The 15,313-nt window shown below is 73.0% G+C and carries 10 protein-coding genes; 4 read left to right on the plus strand and 6 right to left on the minus strand.

Annotation, left to right across the window (positions count from 1 at the left end; genetic code table 11):
- Nucleotides 1–78: 78 nt before the first annotated feature.
- Nucleotides 79–537, minus strand: a complete 459-nt coding sequence (locus tag ACWIYF_RS24535) for an adenylyltransferase/cytidyltransferase family protein (RefSeq protein ID WP_448625435.1) — start codon at nt 535–537, stop codon at nt 79–81.
- A gap of 352 nt (nt 538–889) precedes the next feature.
- Between ACWIYF_RS24535 and ACWIYF_RS24540 the strand changes: the two genes are divergently transcribed.
- Nucleotides 890–2,104, plus strand: a complete 1,215-nt coding sequence (locus ACWIYF_RS24540; RefSeq protein ID WP_448625436.1) for a YveK family protein — start codon at nt 890–892, stop codon at nt 2,102–2,104.
- Nucleotides 2,105–2,117: 13 nt separating this feature from the next.
- On the opposite strand, the gene ACWIYF_RS24545 is transcribed toward ACWIYF_RS24540, so the two are convergent.
- Together ACWIYF_RS24545 and ACWIYF_RS24550 are read right to left on the minus strand one after the other, a co-directional pair.
- A complete protein-coding gene (locus tag ACWIYF_RS24545; RefSeq protein WP_448625437.1) occupies nt 2,118–2,399 on the minus strand; it encodes a DUF2695 domain-containing protein in 282 nt (93 codons plus the stop codon).
- A 67-nt stretch (nt 2,400–2,466) separates the two neighbouring features.
- Entirely contained in the window at nt 2,467–3,687 is a 1,221-nt protein-coding gene (locus ACWIYF_RS24550; RefSeq protein ID WP_448625438.1) for an O-antigen ligase family protein, read from the minus strand.
- Between the two features lie 316 nt (nt 3,688–4,003).
- Here ACWIYF_RS24550 and ACWIYF_RS24555 point away from each other — a divergent pair, with 316 nt between their 5' ends.
- The 3 genes from ACWIYF_RS24555 (at nt 4,004) to ACWIYF_RS24565 (ending at nt 6,396) form a co-directional block, all read left to right on the plus strand.
- Nucleotides 4,004–4,774 (plus strand): 2OG-Fe(II) oxygenase, encoded by a 771-nt coding sequence (locus ACWIYF_RS24555; RefSeq protein WP_448625439.1) that lies wholly within the window; start codon nt 4,004–4,006, stop codon nt 4,772–4,774.
- Between the two features lie 177 nt (nt 4,775–4,951).
- Nucleotides 4,952–6,106: a glycosyltransferase family 4 protein gene (locus ACWIYF_RS24560; RefSeq protein ID WP_448625440.1), complete on the plus strand. Its 1,155-nt coding sequence runs from the start codon at nt 4,952–4,954 to the stop codon at nt 6,104–6,106.
- 137 nt (nt 6,107–6,243) lie between these two features.
- Nucleotides 6,244–6,396: a hypothetical protein gene (locus ACWIYF_RS24565; RefSeq protein ID WP_448625441.1), complete on the plus strand. Its 153-nt coding sequence runs from the start codon at nt 6,244–6,246 to the stop codon at nt 6,394–6,396.
- 101 nt (nt 6,397–6,497) lie between these two features.
- On the opposite strand, the gene ACWIYF_RS24570 is transcribed toward ACWIYF_RS24565, so the two are convergent.
- From ACWIYF_RS24570 to ACWIYF_RS24580, 3 genes are all read right to left on the minus strand, one after another.
- Nucleotides 6,498–7,760, minus strand: a complete 1,263-nt coding sequence (locus ACWIYF_RS24570) for a hypothetical protein (protein ID WP_448625442.1) — start codon at nt 7,758–7,760, stop codon at nt 6,498–6,500.
- Nucleotides 7,761–7,874: 114 nt separating this feature from the next.
- Nucleotides 7,875–11,381, minus strand: coding sequence for a PKD domain-containing protein (locus ACWIYF_RS24575; protein ID WP_448625443.1), 3,507 nt, complete (start codon nt 11,379–11,381; stop codon nt 7,875–7,877).
- 278 nt (nt 11,382–11,659) lie between these two features.
- Nucleotides 11,660–15,211 (minus strand): PKD domain-containing protein, encoded by a 3,552-nt coding sequence (locus tag ACWIYF_RS24580; RefSeq protein ID WP_448625444.1) that lies wholly within the window; start codon nt 15,209–15,211, stop codon nt 11,660–11,662.
- Nucleotides 15,212–15,313: the final 102 nt, after the last annotated feature.

The following is a 15,313-nucleotide window of genomic DNA, read 5'->3' on the forward strand; positions in this document are numbered from 1 at the left end:
CGCGGCGCCGGACGCGGCGGGGGCCGGTTCCCAGGTTAAACCCCGGGAACCGGCCCCCGCCGTCCTCGACCGGGCTGCTCAGGAGCTGAGCGCGCGGGCGACGCGGCCCACCGGCTCCTGGGCGTCGATGGCCAGCAGCGCCTTGCGCAGGATCGTGCTCGAGGTGTGCATGGTGTACGGGAAGTACCGCACCTCGACGCCGACCGCGGCGAAGTCGCGCTCGAGCTTCTCCCCCTTGGGCGTCCCCCGCCAGTCGTCGCCCTTGAAGATCACGTCGAAGCCGACCTGGCGCCAGGTGTCGATCTTGTCGGGCACGACCTCCGCGTGCACGTCGTCCACGAAACGCAGGTTGCGGACGATCTCCAGGCGCTCGGCCAGCGGGATCACCGGCAGCTTGCCCTTGGTCTGCAGCAGCATCTCGTCGGAGACGACGCCGACGATCAGCCGGTCGCAGTGCTCCTTGGCGTGCTTGAGGATGTTCAGGTGCCCGATGTGGAACAGGTCGTAGGCACCGGGCGCGTACCCGATCACGGTCATGGTGGTTCTCCCCCGTTGCGTTCTGCGGTCCGCGCCGACGGCACGCGTCCACCTGACTGTGAGTGATGTCAGGAGACGCCTGCGGCGCACGACCGCTTTCCGACCAGGGAAAATACGCGAGTGAAGGTCACGCACGGTGAGGTTCGCGGGTCACTTCACCCGTTCGGATGCGGGCGCCGCGGGGCTCTCCGGCCGTCGTCCGCCCCGAACGGGTGAGCCCGCCCGCGGAACCTCCGGGAACGCCCCGTCCGGCCTCTAGCATCCGGAACTCGAGAGGCTCACGGACAGCGGGGGTGCCGGCCTCGGAGCACCGCTCCCGGCTGCCCTGTGACAGGCAGCATCGGGGACGGTTATGGAACTGACGGACTACCTTGCCGCGATTCGTCGCTACTGGCTCACCTGGGTCGGCATCACCGTGCTCGGCGTGGTCCTGGGCGCGGCCGCGTTCCAGCTGACGCCGCGCACCTACGAGGCGACGGCGCAGGTGTTCGTGTCGGTGTCGCCGTCGATCCCGAACAGCGCGCAGTTCGTCGCGCAGCGGGTCAAGACCTACCCCGACGTCGCCGTGAGCGCCGCCGTCCTGCGGCCGGTGATCGAGCAGCTCGGGCTCGAGGAGAGCCTCGCCGCGCTGCAGGACCGGGTGTCCGCGGACGTCCCGGTCGACACCTCGCAGGTGCGGGTGACCGTCTCGGGCGGCGACGCGCGGGAGGCGGCGGAGATCGCCAACGCCGTCGCCGGCCAGCTGACCGCTGCGGTGGAGGAGCTGGAGACGCCGTCGTCGGGCAACCGTCCGGTGACCCTCACGGTGAGCGACCCGGCCTCCGTGCCGACCGGCCCGGTCTCCCCCGTCGCGCTCTACGACCTCGGTCTCGGCCTGGCCGTGGGCCTGTTCCTCGGCCTGGCCGTGGCCGTGGTCCGCAGCCGCCTGGACACCAGCGTGCACACCGAGCAGGACGCGCGCCGTGCGTGGGGCGCCGAGGCGGACCTGGAGGTGCTCGCGCCGCGCCGCGGCCGGGCCCGCCGCAGCGCCCTGACCGGCCGGCCGGCCACCGAGCTGGCCCGCCGGCTGGAGTTCACCGCCGAGGGACGGCGGCTGCGGGTCGTCCTGGTCTCGCCCTCGCCGGCGGACAAGGCCACGCCGCGCGCGCTGGCCGACGAGGTCGCCGCCGAGCTGCGCCGGCGCCGGCTGCCCACCACGGTCACCGGCCCGGAGGCCGCCGCGCGGGCTTCGGCGGAGGAGGGGCCCGGCGTCCAGCTCACCGTGGCCGACCCGCTGGCGCCGCTGTCGTTCTGGCGGCAGGTGGCCGAGCACTACGACGGCGTGGTCCTCGTGGCCGCCGCCGGCCGGGTGGACGCCGCCGAGCTGCAGGAGATGCGCGTGCTGCTGCGCGCGACCGGCGTGCAGACCCTCGCCGTCGTCGTCACCCCCCGGCGCACCCGGCCGGCGCCGGCGGCACCCGAGCCGGTCGCGGTCGACCGGACGGCGGTCGCCGCGCCGGCGCCCCGCCCGGCGAACGCCCGTCCGCCGCGGGCCGAGGCCGGCGAGCCCGCGCGCACCGGCCGCTGACCGGGGCCCGCGACTAGCTCCGGGGCGACCCGACCGGCGGGAAGACCTCGTCGACGTCGACGTTCATCACGACCTCGCAGTCGCAGAAACCGCCGTACTCCTCCAGCCCTGCGTGCAGCCGCGCCGGGTCCACGCCCGCCCGGACGGCCCAGGCGTCGGTCGCCGCGCGGGTGAGGCCGCAGCCGTCGCTCGCCACGGCGGAGTCCACGTGCGCGAGCAGGGCGATCAGCTGCACCCGGTCCAGGAGCAGCAGAGAAGAGCCGGGAGCCCTCGCTGCCCAGTCCGTCGACGCCATCCGTCGCCCCCTCCGATCCGGCCCGACGTCCTCATCGGCAGGCAGCGGGCAGGGTCGTACGGGCGGGTCACCGCCCCGCGGGCTCCAGCGGGCGGTGCGGCGCCTCCGGCGCGGGGCGGAGCTCGTCGCCGAGCCGGGCGCGGGAGCCGCCCTCGGCCAGCAACGACACCGCGAAGAAGGCCAGGAAGGCCGGGGTCGCGTCGAACAGGCCGCTCTCGAGCAGGCTGCGGCCGGTCACGAACACGACGACGCCGAGGAACAGCACGCGGTGCGGGTGCGGGGCGCGCAGCGCACCGCGCACCACCCAGAGCACCCAGCCGATCGCGACGAGCAGGCCCAGCAGGCCGGCCTGCACCAGCAGGGACACCCAGCTGCTGTCCAGCGGCTGCTCGTTCCACCACTGGCCCTTGACCTCGATGATCTTCACCGACAGGCCGCCGCCGAACACCAGCTGCCAGCCCGTCTCCGCCCAGGAGGCGGCGGCCCGCCAGGCGATGAAACGGGAGTCGAGCGTGCTGGTGCCGGTGCCGTCGCGCTCGGCGAACGAGGTCAGCACCCCGGTGGTCAGCACCGCGACCGCTCCGACGGCCGCCACGACGAGGGCGCCGACGACGAGTCCCACCCGGGCCCGGCGGATGTGCAGCGCCATCACGACGACCGCGACGACGAGCATGAGCAGCCCCGTCCGCGAGCCGGTGACCCAGATGACGCCGAGGGCCGCGACCGCGGCGCCGGTGCGCAGCCACCCGGCCTCACCGAGGACGGTGCGCCAGGCGACGTACAGGACGACGACGCCGGCCAGCAGAGCCAGCTCGTTCGGGCTCAGCGGCGGCACGCCACCCGCCAGCCGCCCGGAGGCCAGCGTGGACACCCCGGTCACCGCCGCGACCAGGCCGACGGTGCCGCAGGCCAGCGCGAGTGCGGAGAACGCCTCGTGCACGGTGGCGGTCCGGAGGAGGAAGAACACCGTCAACGCCAGGACGGCCACGCGGACGCCGACCAGGCCACCGGCCGCCGGCGTGCCGTGGGTCAGGGCACCGAACACCGAGCCGCCGAGCAGGGTGGCGAGCACCCACAGCGAGCCGGTGCCCAGGGCGCGCCGGGTCCCGGCCTGGGCCGCGAGGAACGCGATCAGCAGCGCGACGGCGGACAGGCCGCCCTTGGCCACGACCACGGGGTCCAGCGAACCCGAGAAGTACTGCGCACGGCGCCAGCCGACCGTGCCGGCCACCAGCAGGAACGCCACGAGGAGCTGCCCCGGCCGACCAGGGGCGAAGCCCGGCCTCATGCCGCCTCCCCGGAAGCCTCGATGGTCACGCCGCGGGATGCTACGGGCACGAGGCGTGCCCGAGGGCGCTGACACGGCGAATATCAGGCTTACGGAGGACCGAGGCGGGCGCAGGCAGAAATGGCGAACGTCTCCCGCCATTCCCTTTTTCCGTTCCGCCCATCCCGCGGTGGCGGTCATCACGTCCGGCGCCCCACCCGATGGAGTCAATCAACGTTCCGAGCTGGCCATTTCCAGCTCTATCTTCGTCTTCGACGGGGAAATTCCTCGCGCCGGGACACACGTCGGCACACCGCGCTCGGAGGAAGAGCAAACGATGTTCAACTCATGGATCGATCGAGCGGAAGAACTCTCCAGGGAATTCCGGGAGGCCCGGCCCTTCCCGCTCCTGGTCATCGACGACTTCCTCGACACCGCCGTCGCGGAGAGCCTGCTCGAGGAGTTCCCCCAGCCGGACGCGATGCCGAAGTCCCGGGACTACCTCTTCGGCGACAAGCACGAGCTGTCGAGCGTCGCGGAGCAGGGCCCCACCAGCAAGGCGTTCTACGACGCCCTGATGGGCGAGCAGTTCCAGAAGTTCATCACCACGCTCACCGGGATCGACCTCTTCGTCGACCCGGCCTTCCACGGCGGCGGGTTCCACCAGAGCGGTGACGGCGGCTTCCTCGACACGCACGTCGACTTCAACATGCACCCGCTGCACCCGAACTGGCGGCGGACGCTCAACGTCCTGCTGTACCTGAACAAGGACTGGAAGGCCGAGTACGACGGCCGCCTGCTCATCAAGTCCAGCCCCGACGAGGAGCCGCGGGCCATCGAGCCCCTGTTCAACCGCGGCCTGATCATGGTGACGGACGACCACACCTACCACGGCTTCAAGAAGATGAGCCTCCCGCCGGGCGTGACCCGCAAGTCCATCGCGACCTACGCGTACGAGCTGGTGCCCGAGGGCAGCGTGGTGGCTCGCACCACCGGTTGGTCGCCCGAGGCGGCCGGTCCGCTGAAGCGCGTCTTCGCGCGGCACTACGACACGGCCGTGAAGGTCAAGACGAAGCTGTTCGGCAGCGCCACCGCCAACAACCGGTGACCGAGGCGTCCCCCGGGCCACGCACCCGGCAGGCCTGACGGCGACGGATCGGCCGGCGTCCCTCCCGGACGCCGGCCGATCCGCGTCGCGACGAGCGGCCGCCGGCCGCTCTCGCACCCACCCTCTCGCTGACGCGCTCCGGCGAGCACCGACACCGCGGCTGATTGGAGACTCGCTGTGGACCTGCGGCGTTCCGGCCGGACCATCGCCATCCACCCGCACGCCGACCTGTACGGCAGTGACCGCATGTTCCTCGAGAGCGTCGCCGCACTGGGGCCCGATGTCCTGGCGGTCGTGTCCAAGGACGGCCCGCTGGTCGACGCGTTGAGGCAACGGGCGATCCCTTGCGAGATCAAGGAATTCCCCGTTCTCCGCAAGGTCGATCTCCGGACACCGGCCAAGGCAGTTCTCTTCGTCCTCCAATTACTCCGCTCCCTGGTCACATTGACGTCCTGGCTGCGCGCACAGGACGCCGCCGTCGTCTACGTGAGCACGATCGCCGCACCGGAATGGCTGATCGCCGCGAGATCGAGCGGGGCCCGGGTCGTCTGCCACGTCCACGAGAGCGAACCGCAGATGTCCCGTCTCGCGAGCGCGCTCCTGCTGTCCCCGCTGCTCGCCGCGCACTGCGTCATCGCGAACAGCGCGGACACCCTGGCCTGGATCGGGTCGTCCCTCGGCACACTCCTGACCCGTCGCACCCGGGTCATCCACAACGGCGTGCGCGAGCCCTCCGGGAGCGGCTCCTCGCCGACCACTGCGACGACCGCGCGCAGCCTCGTCGTCGTCGGCCGGCTGGCCGCCCGCAAGGGCCAGCAGACCGCGATCTCCGCCCTCGCGCTGGTCCGGCGGGCCGGCTTCGACGTCACGCTCACCCTCGTCGGCGACAGCTACCCCGGGTACGAGGACTACGTCGAGGCCCTGCACGCCCTGGCGGCCCGCGAGCAGGTCGGTGACAGCACCGTCTTCGCCGGCTTCCAGGACCCAGCGCCCTACGTCGCAGCGGCCGACGTCGTCCTGGTCCCGTCGCTGATCGAGCCGTTCGGGCTGGTCGCTGCCGAGGCGCTGCTCCTGGGCCGGCCGGTCGTCGCCTCCCGGGTCGGTGGTCTGCCCGAGATCATCCGGGACGGCGAGACGGGGCTCCTCGTCGATCCCGACGACCCGCGGGCCCTGGCCGACGCGATCATCCGCCTGCTCTCCGATCCGGCGCTCGCGGCCGAACTCGGCCGGGCGGGCCGGGCCGACGCCCAGGCCCGGTTCTCCATGGCCGCCTACTCGGCGCACCTGTCGGACGCCGTGCTGGAGGGAAGCGCCGCACAGCTCGGCCGATGAGTTCCGGTCGGGTCGCGAGTCCGTTCTGGTGACCGTCGCAGGCCGCCCTCGACGAGCTCGTCGTCCACCCCTCCATGTGGTACGACGGCGCGCCGCACCAGAGGCAGTGCGAGGGCTGCACCTTCAACGTCAGGCAGATGCGCGACGCCGTCTACCTCAACGCCCGCGGGCTGCTCGACAGGACGCCCTACGGCCGCGGCGAGGCCTGGGAGGACAAGCCCGAGGGCTGGCCCGAGGGGCACCACGCCTGCTGGTACTGGCGCTCGGACGCGAACGGGAACGCCACCTAGGGCCATCCGCCCCGTGCCGCAGTGGACCCGCCCCGGCGCGACGCCCGTGCACACCCTCGGCCGGCACGACCACCACCACTGACGATGGAGGACTGCGTCGGTCAGGCGGCCGCCGCGTGCACGGCCGGGACCGCCGTCCTCTCCCGCAGCATCGGCGAGAGCACGTGCCGGCGGACGGCCGCGGCGGTCAGCAGCGGCCCGGCCGCGAGAGCGAGCGGCGCCCAGATCTCGCCCCCGTCGACGACCTGCACCAGGACGACGACCAGGACGAGCGCGGCGAACTCGAGCGACCGCAACGCCAGCACCCGGCGCTGCCGCCGGTGCACCGTGGCCAGGCCGCTGTAGGGCAGGAGGAAGGCACCGGCGACGGCGTAGGCACTCCAGCCGGCCACGGCCAGGACCGGCACGGCGTACTCGCCGCCGGTGAGCAGCGGCTCCACGAGCGGCTGGAGGACGACGGTTGCGGCGCCGATGGCCGCGACCGCACCGGCGAGGCCGAACGCCACCCGGTCCGCGACGCGGATGGCCTCGGCGACCGGCCGGTCGCGGGTGGCCACGAAGTGCGGCAGCAGGAAGGACCCCAGACCGGCGACGACCACGAGCGTCGGCGCGGTGTACACGCGAGCCGCCTCGAGCGGACCGTAGGCGGCCGCGCCCAGGGCGAGGACGACGACCAGCCGCAGGCAGGTGAGCAGGCCGGGCCGGACGGTCTGCCCGGCCGCCCGCCAGACGCCGAAGGAGACGACCGCCCGCAGGTCCGGCGACCGCCACGGCCCGCGCGGCCGCTCCCCCGGGGACGCGCAGAACCACGCGACGACCGCGGCGGTCGCCTGCCCGGCCACCAGCGCGACGAGGAACGAGGTCAGCGTCAGCGGACCGGCTCCGGCCCACAGCAGCAGGACACCCAGGGAGAACACGAGGCTGGTGGCATCGACCGCCGGCAGCGACCAGAAGCGGCCGGTCGCCATGAGCAGCCGGCGCAGGACGTCCTCGAGGACGTAGGCGGCCACCGCCACGGCGAGCACGAGGACCGCCCACGACGAGACGACCCCGGTGACGACGGCGGCCGCCGCGCCCAGGCCACCGGCCCCGACGGCGACGACCACGGCCACGACGTGCAGTCCGGCGCGCACACCGCGCTCCCGGCGGTCGAGGACCGTGAGCGAGTCGCCCACCAGACCGCTGGACACCGCGGTGACCAGGACCATCGCGCCGTAGATCACGGAGAAGGTGGCCAGCCCCGCCGCACCGAGGGAGCGCGCGGCGGCCACCTGCAGGACGAGACCGGCGACGGCCTGGGTCACCTGACCGGCGACCGCGCCGGCGGCCGGTCGGCGCAGGAGTGCGCCCAGCCCTCGCGTCATGCCGTCATCCTCCCAGCACGAAACCGCAGCTCAGCACGCCACAGCCGGCCTCTCACCCGAAGATCCCCCCACCGCCGGGGGCGGTGGGGGGATCTTCCGGATCAGCGGACGACGTCAGTCGGCCGGCACGACGACCAGGTCGTCGAACCGCAGCGTCACCCCGGATGCCGCGCTGCCGGAGAGGTAGCCCAGCAGACCGACGGAGCCGGGCGCCTGCAGCGAGGCGGTCGTGTCCGTTCGCGTCACCGTGGGCGTGGCAGGCTCCGGTGTGCCGGCCGGCCAGACGGTGACCGCCAGCTCCGTGGTCCCGGTGCCGCGGACGACGAAGCGGACGTTGAGCACCTCGTCGGTGGTGTACCCCTCGGGCAGGATCACGTTCGTCCCGAGCTGGGTCTCGCTGGACGACCCGGCCAGCCGGGTGACCGCGACGCCGATGCTGCCGTCGGCGAGCAGCCGCACACGGGCCCGGTACTCCTGGTTCGCCCCGACCCGCCGGCCGACCAGGTACACGTACGTGCCCGAGCCGCTCGGGGTCTGCGTCGAGGACAGGGACGCCGTCATGTCGACGTCGGTCCGCGAGACGGCCCCGAGGTAGGACCCGGTGTTCGTGCCCGGGGTCATCGCGAAGACCGCCGACCCCGCCGAGACCGACTGCCGCGCGCCGCCCGCGGAGACGGTCCAGGTGCCGCCCGCGTCGGCGATGCCGAGGCCCCCGGCGACGATCCGCTGGAAGGCATCGGCGGCCAGAACGGCGCCGGACACGTGCAGCGTCTGGCTGACGGTCGAGCTGTCGCCGTCGTCGTCGGTGACGGTCAGGACGACGGTGTAGTCGCCGTCCGCGGCGTACGTGTGGCTCGCCGTCCGCCCGCTGCCGGTGCCGCCGTCCCCGAAGGTCCACGCGTGGGAGACGACGGTGCCATCGGCATCGGTGGACCGTGCGGCGTCCAGCACCACCGTCCTGCCGGTGGCCGTGGCGTCGAACGCCGCGGTCGGGAGGACGTTCGGCGGGGGCTCGGTCGTCGTCACCGACGCCGTCCTCGTCGCCGTGGCGCCGTCGTCGTCGGTCACGGTCAGCGTCACCGTCCAGGTGCCCGCCCGGCTGTAGGCGTGCGCCGGGGCCGGGCCGGTGCCGGTGGTGCCGTCGCCGAAGTTCCACGCGTAGGACGCGATCGTGCCGTCCCTGTCGGTGGAGCGGCCGGCGCCGAAGGTGGCGTCCAGGTGATCGACCGAGGAGGTGAACGCCGCGGTCGGCGGCAGGTTGATCGGCTGCCCCGTCGTCGCGACCGCATAGTGGTTCGCGACCTGGGCGGCCGACAGGACGCTCGGGTAGACGGCGACCTCGTCGATCCGCCCCGAGAACGTCCACGCCCCGCCCCAGTTGCCGTCGGCGCCGACCCGCCAGTAACCGTTGTAGGCCTGCGCAGCCTTGGTGTCGGTGCGGGAGCCGACGACCCGGCCGTCGACGTAGAGCACCATGCCGTCGGGCCCCAGCGTCGCCACCACGTGGTGCCAGCGCCCGTCGTTGTAGCGCTGCGTGCTGGCCACGGTCCTGGCGGCGCCCGGGTGCACGCCGAACAGCACCCGCCCGGCGGTGTCCATGTAGATGTGCCGCTCGTAGTTGGTGCTGAAGCCGGTCTTCGCGTCGCCGAAGCCGACGATGCGCCCGCCGGCGGTGGAGGTGGTCTGGAACCACGCCTCCTCCGAGAAGACCTGCGGGCCCGCGACCGCCGTCTGCGTCGCCGCGTAGGCAGTGGCACTGCCGTTGAAGGAGAACGCCGTGTCCGCGTCACCTGCCCCGAGCGCGCCGGCGACGCCGCGGGCGGCCCCACCGGCCAGGGTCATGTCGGAGATCCCGCCGTGGTCGATGGCATTGCCCGACCGCTCGCCCAGGGTCCAGTAGCCCATCGGACCGTCGGCCCGGACGGCGTCCGCGTACGGCCGGGCAGCCGAACCAGTGGTCACCGAGACGTCGATCCACGCGGAGCTGACCGTGTTGCCGAAGGGGTCGCTCGCGGTGACCCGGTAGGAGTGCGCACCGGCCGGGAGCCCGGTGTCGGCCACGGCGATGACCGGCCGCTTCCACCACTGCGACGCCCGGACGCTCTCGTAGATCGGCGTCGTCGTGTTGCCGTCGCGGTACAGGCGGTAGGTCAGGTTCTCGTTGTCCGCGTCGGACGTGGCGGTCCAGCGGATGCGGACCGCACCTGCACCGAGCGCGCTGGCCGTGGGCGCCAGGGTGGCCTCCGGGCCGATCTTGTTCGGCGCGATCGTGGGCAGGGCGTAGCGGACCAGCCCCTGCTGGCCGACGCCGTTGACCCGCGGGAACTCACCGCCGTAGGACAGGTACTGGCCGTTGCCGGTCACGCTGAAGCCGGCCTGGAACTGGCCGGTGTACTCGCCCGGCGTCATCGTCGGCCACCACGGCAGCATCGTCGGGGCAGGCTTGTTCGCCACGAGGGATCCACCGAAGGTTGCCGTCCCGTTCCGGCCGGTCGCGGCCAGGGTGTAGGCGACCCCGAACTTGTGCACCCGGACGGTCTGCTCCGGGAAACCGCCCATGTTGCCGCAGTTGTGCGCGTGCGAGGACACGTACAGGACCCCGGCCATCGGGAAGCTCGAGTAGCTGTCCCCGCGGCAGTCGGCGAACCAGCGGGGCGTCCCGCCGGCCGCGGTCGCGATCCACGGGCCCTCGAAGTTGCCCGTGCCGCCGTAGTGGTAGGTCGTGCCGTAGACCGTGGTCCCGTCGCTGTGGAGGCTGAACACCGCGGCGTCGACGCCGTTGTTGGTGATGGTCTTGTTGACCGCGAACGGCTGCACCGCACCGGTGGTCGCGTTGACCGCCCCGACGCCGGTGTTCTTGCCACCGTTGAGGTAGTAGAACCGCCCGCCGATGACGACCTGGGTGTTGTTGCTCGTCACCGCCAGGGCCAGCACCTCGTTGGCGCCCTTCACCGGCCCGTTGCCCGGGACCGGCGCCCACGACAGCAGCGCGCCGGTGGTGGCGTTGACCGCGGCCACGCGGGTCCGGCTGACCTTCCCCACGGCGCTGAAGGCGCCGCCGAAGTACACGGAGGTGTTCGTGGTGGCGAGCGCCCGCACGGTGCCGTTGACGCTGGGCGCGAAGGACGTGATCAGCGCGCCCGAGGTGGCGTCGAAGGCCGCGAGCCGGTTGCGGGTCACCCCGTTGGCCTGGGTGAAGTCACCGCCGACGTAGATGCGCGTGCCGTCGGGCGAGGCCTTGATCGCGCGCGCCTGGGCGTTGACGCTCGGCGCCCATCCCGGGATCAGCGCACCGGTGCGGATGTCGTAGGCCAGCAGGTTGTCGCGCACCGTCTCGTTCGTGCCGAGCGCGGCGCCCGCGGGGCGGGCATGGGCGAACGAGCCGGCGACGTAGACGGTGTTGCCGACGGTGACCTGCGACCAGACGACCCCGTCGATCTGCACGGTGGGCAACCCGTCGGCGGAGACCGTCGCGGGTGTCGTCGTGCTCGTGGGATCGAGGGGCGCGGAGTCGGCCAGGGCCGCTGCCGGGACGGCGAGCTGGGCGCCGCCGACCAGGAGCAGGAGTCCGAGCAGGCCGGCGACAGCTCGCCGGGCCGCGCTGGACGCGCGTGCGGGCATGGGTGTTCCCCCGTGATTCATCGTTTCGAAGGCCGGAGCAGGCCTGGCGAGATCCGATACTAAGAGTGACGAAAACAGGATGGCCAGGGGTGAGGTGATCACCCGATACGGTGGTTGACCTGGGATTACGTTTCGAGCGGTTAGGTCGGTGCGATCACCGACAGTGACTTCCGCGGTTCCCGATCGGAGGACGCGGGACACGCTTCCGGGCACCGGGACGACACCGTCCCCGGCCGCCTCGAGGAACGGCCGGGGACTGGCGGCGGAGGGATCCGCGGTCAGCGGACGGGCGTCACCGACAGGCCGGTGAACCGCACCGCCAGCGGCGCCGTGGCGCTGCCGGACAGGTAGGCGGACAGGGCCGGGCCACCCGGCGCCTGCAGAGCCGCCTCGGTGTCGGTCCGCGTGACCGTCTGGACGCCCGGCTCCAGCGAGCCCGCCGGCCACACCGTGGCCGCCAGCTGCGTCGTGCCGGTGCCGGAGACCTGGACGCGCACCGAGAGCGGCGTGCCCGGGGTGTAGGTGAGGCCGGGAACGGTCACCTCGCTGCCGATGACGGCCTCCGCGGACGTGCCGGCCAGCTTGGTCAGCGCCAGCCGCACCGAGCCGTCGGCCAGGAACCGCAGCCGGGCGCGGTACTCCAGGTTGGTCCCCACCCGGCGGCCGGTGACGTACACCGAGGCCCCGCCGCCCGTCGGCGCCGCCGACAGCGAGAACGTGGTCAGCACGTCCGCGCTGGTCTCGGCGACCTCCCCCAGGTAGGAGCCGGTGACGTTGCCGGCCGCGTCCAGGCGCAGGGTGGCCGCGCCCGGCGCCACCGACTGGCGGGTGGTGCCGTTGGACATCGTCCAGGCGCCGCCGACGTCGGCGGTGCCCAGGCCGCTGGTCACCGTCCGGTCGAAGGCGTCCGAGGCGAGCACCACCGGGACGTAGATGGTCACGTCCTGGCCGTTCGTGCCGGTCGCGCCGTCGTCGTCGGTCACGGTCAGCGTGACCGTGTACGTGCCGTCGGCCGCGTAGGCGTGCGTCGCGGTCGCCCCGGTGCCGGTGGTGCCGTCACCGAAGTCCCAGCGGTAGGAGGCCAGCGAGCCGTCCGGGTCGGCCGACGCGGACGCGTCGACGCTCACCGTCCGCTCGGTGACCGCGCTGGTGAACGACGCGGCGGGCAGCCGGTTGGCCACCACCGTCACCGGCACGGTGGTCGTGCCGGTCGCGCCCCGGTCGTCGGTGACCGTGAGCGTGACGGTGTACGTGCCCGCCGTGGCGTAGGTGTGCGCCGCGGTCTTCCCGGTCGCGGTGGCACCGTCGCCGAAGTTCCAGGCGTAGCTCGCCACCGTGCCGTCGAGGTCGACCGAGGGCGACGCGTCGACCGCGAGGTCGAGGTCGTCGGTCACGGTGCCGAAGCGGGCCGTCGGGGCGACGTTCGCCGGCTTGCCGTTGCGGCCGACGGTGTGGTGCGCCGCCACCTGCTCGGCCGAGAGTGCCGTGCCGTAGAGCGCGACCTCGTCGATCCGGCCGTTGAAGGTGTCCGACCCGGCCATGGCGTCGTCGCTGCCGACGCGGAGGTAGCCGGTGAACGCCTGCGCGGAGGTGGTGTCGCTCCGCGAGTCGACGACCTTCCCGTCGACGTAGAGCGCCATGCCACCTGCGCCCACCGTCGCGACGACGTGGTGCCACTTGCCGTCGTTGAAGGAGGCGCTGCTGCCCACCGTGCGCTGGGTGGTGAAGATCCACAGCTTGGCGCTGACGCCGAAGTTCACCCGGCCGCGGCTGTCCAGGTAGATCTGCCGGTCGGAGCTGCTGCTGGTGCCGCTGCTCCGGTTGCCGAAGCCCATGATCCGGCCGCCCTTGGTGGACGTGGTCTGGAACCACGCCTCCTCGGTGAAGACGGTGGGGGCCGCAGCGGCGGTCCGGGTCGACAGGGTCGCCGACGCGGTGTTGTTGAACGAGAAGGCGGTGTCGGTGTCACCGGTCAGCGCGCCGGCGACACCCTTGCCCACCCCGGAGCCCACGGTGAGCGCGGAGCCGCCGATGCTGTCGGCCGCGCTGGACCCGGAGGTCTCCCCGAGCCGCCACTGGTTCGTGGCGCGGTCGGCCCGGACCAGTTCCGGGTAGCTCTGCGCGGTGCCCGGCGCCGGGACGCCGGCGACCTCGACGGTGGCCGCGGCCGAGGTGACCGTGTTGCCGAACGGGTCGGTCGCGGTGACCACGTAGCGGTGGGTGCCGCCGGTCAGGCCGGTGTCGGTGATGGTCATCGCCGGCGTCTTCCACCACATCGAGGCCTGCAGCGCGGTGTACACCGGCGTGGTCTCGCCGTCGCGGTAGACGCGGTAGGTGAGGTTCTCGTTGTCCTGGTCGCTGGTCGCCGTCCAGGTCAGCTTGGCGCTGCCCGCCCCCGCGGCCGTGACGACCGGCGTGAGCGCGCCGGAGGCGGTCGGGCCGACCTTGTCCGGGGCGACGTCCGGGACGGCGAAGCGGACCAGGCCCTGCTGGCCGACGCCGTTGACCCGCGGGAACTCACCGCCGTAGACGACGTACTGCCCGTTGCCGGTGACGCTCCAGCTCGCCTGGCCCTGCCCGGTGAACGTGCCGGGGGTGATGGTCGGGAACCACGCCAGGTTCGACCCGGAGGGCGAGTTCAGGAAGTTGGACCCCTTGAGCAGGTGCGTCTTCAGCGTGCCGGTCGGCGCCAGCGTGTAGGCGGTGCCGAACTTGTGCACGCGGGTGGTCTGCTCGGGGTAGCCGCCGATCGCCGCACAGTCGTGGGTGTGGCTGGCCACGTAGATGACGCCGTCGGTGACGTAGCTCGAGTACGTGTCGCCGCGGCAGTCGTTCACCTCGACGATCGCGCCGCCGTCGGCCTTCGCGACGAAGGAGCCCTCGAGGTTGCCGGGGCCGTAGTAGTCGTAGGCCGTGCCGATCACCAGGTCGCCCGAGATCGTGAGGCTGTAGACCGCCGAGTTGATGCCCTGGTTGGTGATCTTCTGGTTGATCGCGAACGGCCGGGTCGCGCCGGTCACCGGGTCGAGCGCGGCGACACCGGTGGCCTTGATGCCGTTCATCGAGTCGAAGCGGCCGGCCGCGACGACCTGGCTGCCGTTCCCCGTCACGACGAGGGACATGACCTGGTCGCTGGTGGCCTTGTTGCCGTCGCTGTTGCCGGCGGTGGAGCCGACACCGGGGACCGGGGCCCACGGCAGCAGGGCGCCGTCGGCGGCGCGGACGGCGGCCAGCCGGCTGCGGCTCACGCCGCCCACGGCGGTGATGCTGCCGCCCAGGTAGACGGTGTCGTCGGTGGCCGCGATCGCCCGCACCTGGCTCTGCATGTTCGGGCGCCAGGTGCTGATCAGCGTGCCGCTCGCGGTGTCGAACGCCGCCACGCGCTTGCGGACCTGGCCGTCGACCTCGGTGAAGTCACCGGCGACGTAGACCCGCGAGCCGTCGGGCGAGGCCGAGACCGCGAGCACCTGGCCGTTGAGGGTCGGCGCGAAGGAGGTGATCAGCTCGCCAGTGCGGATGTCGTAGGCGAGCAGGTTGGACCGCGGCGTCTCGTTGGTGCCCGCGGCCGCGCCGGCCGGGCGGGCGGAGGTGAACGAGCCGCCGACGTAGACGGTGTTGCCGACGACGGCCTGGGCCCAGGCGACGCCGTTGATCTGCACCGTGGGCAGCGCGTCGGCCGCGACGGTGACCGGCGTGGCCGCGGACGCGGTCAGCGGGCGCGAGTCGGCCCGGGCCACTCCGGGCAGGAGGGCCGTGGCGCCGACCGCCATGAGCAGTGCCACGAACCCGGACAGGGCGCGCGTGGACCTGCGCGCCGGCAATGCGGACATGAACGTTCCCCCGTGTCGTCCCCCGTCGCCGGCCCGGCGAAGCGGGCCGACGCGTACAGAGAGTGACGGTGCCACGAAGATGGACCTTTGAGCACCACACGA

The organism is Geodermatophilus sp. URMC 64, from assembly GCF_053502555.1.